A 5,248-nucleotide genomic window follows, 5' to 3' on the forward strand; every position below is an offset into this window, starting at 1 on the left:
TGCATCTTATCGGGCGTAGTAGCTTGGGGTAGCTTATCGCGCTTTTAGATAGTGTGTTGTGGTCTAGCGTATAAAAGGTTTGTTGTGGTGGCAATATTTTATTTTAATTGCGATCCATACCAATGCACCGCCAAATAGTGGAATTGCTCGCCTTAAAAGGCCGCAGGGGGCTATTTTGGATAGCAGGATAACAAAAGCCCCCTCGGGCGATTTTCGATAATCAAGACGTAGAAAAATCCCTCGCGGCGAGGATGATTTCCGACTGGATTGCCTTCTGGAAATAACGCGCCAGAAACCGCCTGGGGGCACGCCGCAAGATGAAATTGCGCAAACGGAACCCCCAGGGCGTGCCGGGAATGAACCATCCGGCGATCTTGCGGCTGCGGGTTTGCAGGGCGGTAATCGTTGGGCGCAGTTTAGCTTCGTGCCGGTCCAAGGCCGCATCGATATCGCCTGCCGTCAGTTCTTCGGCCAGCAGCCACGCCGAGGTTATCGCCATTCCCGCCCCCTGACCGGAGATGAGGGTCAGGCAGTGGGCTGCGTCGCCGAGCAGCAGAATACGGCCCTTGCGCCAGCGCGGCATCTCGATCAACAGCATATCGTCGAAGGCCATGCCGTCCTCGTCGGACAGGCTGTCAATAACCCGGTGCACATCGGGGGGCAGATCGGCGAAGACGGCGCGCAGAACTTGCCGGCGTGCCTCGGGCGGGATACGCCCGGTTTCGGGGCTCCGCCAAGCATAGAGCGTGGCGAGCCGATCCTCCCAGAGCGTATAGAATTCCACCGTTCGGCGCGGGGCGACATAGGACAGAAAATCATCGCCGAGGCCCAGAATATTCGGCACCTGGAAGGCCGCGAAACGATAGCCCAGCGGTTTGGCATATTCCGCTTCCGGGCCGAAGCTCAAGGCTCGGACGGTGGAATGCACCCCATCGGCCCCGATCAGAAGATCGCAGGTCAGCGTCGACCCATCGCTGAGGTCGGCTTCCACTGAGGTGCCGAGGTCGGTTGCCCGCGTTAGGGTGAGCCCATAGCGGATGTCGCTATCGGGGCCGAGGGCGCTTTGCAGATGTGCGACCAGGGCGGTGCGCGGCAGCGTTACCCAATCGACCCCGGCGAGGAAATCTTGGTAACGGAGGCGCAGAACCTCCCGCCCGTGGCGGTCGCGGTAGAGATTCTCCCGCACCGCCCGTTCATCCGCCTGTAACCCCGGCAGAATGCCCATGCGCCGAGCGATGTCGTAGCCCGGCCCGGAGAGGCCAAGCATATATCCATCCGAGCGTAAGGCCGGGGCACGCTCGATAACGATCGTGCGCCAGCCGATACGCTTCAACCAATAGGCCGCCGCCAGCCCCGCAACCCCGGCCCCGACGATGAGAGCGGTTTTCTGAGTCATGGTCCGCCTCAGAACTTCACATTGAGACGCGCGCCGAGCATTCGACCCGCCCCCAACTGATAAAGGTTCCCCATCGCCCCGCCGTTAAAGCCGTACACGGCGTAAGTCTTATCGGCGATATTATCGGCATAGGCCGTCAGCGCGAGAGCGTCGCTATACTCCCACGTCACCCCGGCATCGAACAACGCATAGCCCGTTTGGCTTTGGGCGGCGGCATTGCTTTCGTCGAAATAGAGTTTTCCGACATAACTCACCCCGGCGCGCGGGATCAGCGCGCCCCAACCATCCCCCAGCGGAACGCGGTAATCGGCCGAAAGATTCGCCGTCACCGATGGGGCGTAGGGCACCTTCTTGCCTTTCAGCGACACGCCCGGATTGGCTTTAGTGTCGTAGCGGGTGAATTCGCTGTGATTGAGACCAACCCCGGCGACGATGCGCAGCGAATCGGTCGGGTAAGCCGTGGCGCGCAGATCGATCCCCTTCGAGGCGACCTCGCCGACATTCTGAAGATATTGGTTCGGCTGCATGCCAACGAAGAGTTGGTAATCGTCGGTCCGCGTGTAATAGGCCGAGGCCGAGAGTTCCAGGCGCGCGGCGAAGAAGCGTCCCTTGGCCCCCACTTCGAAATTATGGGATTTCTGCGGATCGTAGGTGAAGGCGATATTCGCCGGGCTAACGTTGCGGGTAAAGCCGCCCGCCTTGAACCCGCTGCTGTAAAGCCCGTAGACGCGCAGATTGGGAGCGATTTTATAACCAAGGGCAAGCTTCGGCGAGATGGCGGAAAAACTATCCGTGCCAGACAGGGCGACAGTGCCGACCGCCCGTGCATCCACCTCCTCATAATCGAAACGCAGGCCCGGCGTGATGTCGAAACGGTCGGTAACGTGCCACGTGGCTTCGCCAAATAGGGCGTAGCTATCGATCTCCTGGCGCGAGACCTGCCGTGCTGCGGGCACGCGGCGTTCGAATTCGAGGTTCTGATAAAAGGCTCCAACGACGTAATCGACCGGCTTTTTCTGGCGCTGGTCCGACGCTAAGCGAATTTCCTGGGTGAAGGTCTTCTGATCCTCCGGCGAATAATAGCCCATGATCGTCCGATCCAGCGTCCGGTCCTGATAGCCGCTGATGGCCGCGAGCGTCGTGCCACCGAAATCGTAAGCGGCATCGAGCCCGAAACTGTTGACCGTCAGCCGATAGTTCGACGGCACCGGCACGGGGGTACGGCTCCCGAAATTTTGGCGCGGAATAAAGCGCTCCTCGTCGGAACTCTGCACCGAGCGCTGGGCGCTGACCATCACGTCCAGCGGGCTGCCGGTCGGCGCGTAGCGCAGGCGCAACCGCCCGCTGCGGTCGTGCGTATCACCCTGCCGATCGCCGCTGCCCATTTCCTCAAACTCGCCGAGGCGCTGGCGATAGGTGAGAGCGACATCGCCGTAAAGAATATCCTTCACCAATGGCCCGGCGGCTTTGACGGCACTATCGCGGTCAAGCGTGCCGTATCCGGCACTGCCCAGCAGGCGTAATTCGTTATTAGGCCGGACGGTGGTGAGACTCAAGACGCCGCCGATAGCCCCGCGCCCATAGAGGGTGCCCTGCGGGCCGTAGAGTAACTCGATCGTCTCCGTATCGAGCGGCAGCAATTGGCCAAAGGTCTGCTGATCCTGCACGCGGCCATCGACATAGACCTGTACCGAAGGATTGTAGAAATCCGGCGATGATTGGCCCCGCACCGTCATGTTCGAATAGATCGCGCCGGATCGAGGCCGGATATTGATATCGGGGAACAACCGGTCGAGATCGGCAATGCTGCGCAGGTTGCGCGCTTGCGCATCCTCTGGGGCGGCGGTTTCGATCATACCGTCCACGTCCATCGGGTCGATCGCCCGTTTCGTCGCGGTCACAACGATAGTCGGCAACGGGGCCGGCAACGGGGTCGCCGCCTGCTGCGCAAAAGCACCGATCGGGGAAAACGGCAGAAAGATAGCGGCGAGAAGGCCGAGGCGGAGGGATTGCATAGGAAGGCTCCTTCAGCGGGAAATAGTGGGTAGCAGGCGCATGGCGGGAAAAGCGGCGATGGTTAAAAGACCGGCAGCGAGGGCGAAATTGACGCTATGGCCGAAGCTATGGCCGATCTGCCCGGCGACGAGCGAGGCGATCACCGCCAGCAGCGCGTCGGCGCTTTGCAGAACAGCGAAATCGGTTCCGGCGCGGATGGGGCTGCACCAGCCCATCATCGCGGTGTAAAGCGCGACGAAGACGAGCGAGAAACTGAAAGCTTCCAAAGCCCCGAGCACGCCCAACACGGTTGGATCTCCAACCCCGGTAGCGGCCACTCCGGCGAGGGCAAGGTAAACGGCGGCATGCAGCAGCGCCGCGAGTTGAAGGGCGGTGCGCGGCGTGGCAAATTTCAACAACCAACCGCTCGCCAAGGCCCCGGCAAACCCCACCAGCGGCCCGACCGTGCCCTTGATAAGGCCGATGGTATCCAGCGATAGCCCCGCATCGACGAAAAACGGCCCGAGCATGGCGATACCGATCCGGCTACCGACCTGATAGAAAACGATAAACAGAAGGCCCCGCCGGATCGTTGGGCTGGCGAAACTAGCCTTCAAAGGTGCCCCGGTGGCATGAACCGCCGACCGACGCTGCGGCCCTTCGATATTCCCCGCCAACCACAGCGGCAGGCTTCCCAGCAGCACGCACCCTGCTGCTGCCAGCATCGCCGCCGACCAGCCGATATGCTGATAGATCGGTAACCAGAGGCCGATCCCTAAGGCGAAACCGAGATACCCCCCGGCCACCTGCATCGTGCCGCCCAGCAGATGCTTTTCCGGGGCCAAGGCTTCCACCGCCAGCGCATCGGTTGCGGTATCCTGTGTGGCGGCGATGCAGATAACGCCGCCCAGCAGCAGTGCCACGCCGATCAAACCTTCGGTCGGCGACAGAAAAGCCGCGGCGGCCAGGGCGGAAATCGTGAGTGCTTGGCACAGCAGAATCCAACTCCGCCGATGCCCGAGGGACCAGATGCCGTAACGGTCTAGCACGGGTGCCCAGAGGAACTTCAGCACCCACGGCAGAAACAGCAGCCCGAGCCAACCAATCCTATCGAGGCCGATGCCGTTCGACCGCATCACGACGGGCAGCCCCGATTGCACGAGACTGCCGACGACGCCCTGCCCGGCATAAAGCCCGACGAAGAGCAGGGCAACCGTTAGCGGATTGGGCCGTAAAAGGGGCGTTTGGCGCGGTGTCATGGGAAAGGTCCATCGGGTTGCTTCTACCCCAGCCTTAAGCCGAGCGCCCCGCCGTCACCGCCACAAACGGGGAAAGCCGCAACCCCAAGCGGGGTGGATTTGCCTGCCATCACCCGCGCTTGCCAGCCCTCGCCTGCAATGATAATAAGAATTATTCTCAATTGAGGAATAGGTCATGAACCTGAGCCTCTCGCGGCATACCGGATCGGAAATGTGACCATCGAAGAGCGGGTTCTCGCCTATGGCGACCAGACCGCTCGGCCCGTTCCCGTCGAAACCCAAATGCGCGACCGGGGGCTGGCAGCCCCGGCATTGGAAGGAAAATGCCTGCGACTCGGCATTCGTCCGGGTTTCGATATTTCTTTCTATGATCTCTTGTTCCGGGATGGGCTGTGCACCGAAGGTTATTCCGAACCATCGCTGATGATTGCCGCTTTAATCGACGGGGATGGTGAGGGTTATCTGATTGCCGAAGGGCAGCACCCCGGCGGAAAACCTATCCGCTATGCCGCCAATACAGTGTTTCTGCATTATGCCGATGTGCGGGCGTTCGGCGGCTATCGGGTGGAAACCAATAGCCGCTTTCGGATGGTTGAAA

Annotated in this window: 4 protein-coding genes; 1 reads left to right on the top strand and 3 read right to left on the bottom strand. The window is 61.1% G+C overall.

Annotated elements, in window-relative coordinates:
• Positions 1 to 220 precede the first annotated feature (220 nt).
• Genes VZ95_RS01205 through VZ95_RS01215 form a run of 3 tightly spaced genes read right to left on the bottom strand, consistent with a single transcriptional unit; the run spans position 221 to position 4,650 of the window.
• The gene (locus VZ95_RS01205) at positions 221 to 1,396 is read right to left on the bottom strand and encodes an FAD-dependent oxidoreductase (protein ID WP_045774256.1); all 1,176 of its coding nucleotides are present in this window, start codon (positions 1,394 to 1,396) and stop codon (positions 221 to 223) included.
• 8 nt (positions 1,397 to 1,404) lie between these two features.
• Positions 1,405 to 3,411 carry a TonB-dependent receptor gene (locus VZ95_RS01210; RefSeq protein WP_198148017.1) on the bottom strand — a complete coding sequence of 669 codons (2,007 nt, stop codon included), beginning with the start codon at positions 3,409 to 3,411 and terminating at the stop codon, positions 1,405 to 1,407.
• Positions 3,412 to 3,423: 12 nt separating this feature from the next.
• Positions 3,424 to 4,650 (bottom strand): MFS transporter, encoded by a 1,227-nt coding sequence (locus VZ95_RS01215; protein ID WP_052711375.1) that lies wholly within the window; start codon positions 4,648 to 4,650, stop codon positions 3,424 to 3,426.
• 213 nt (positions 4,651 to 4,863) lie between these two features.
• Here VZ95_RS01215 and VZ95_RS01220 point away from each other — a divergent pair.
• Positions 4,864 to 5,248: hypothetical protein (locus tag VZ95_RS01220; protein ID WP_045774257.1), on the top strand; the 385-nt coding region annotated here is incomplete at its 3' end.

Origin of the sequence: Elstera litoralis, from assembly GCF_000963705.1 — a bacterium.
GTDB classification, from domain to species: Bacteria; Pseudomonadota; Alphaproteobacteria; order Elsterales; family Elsteraceae; genus Elstera; species Elstera litoralis.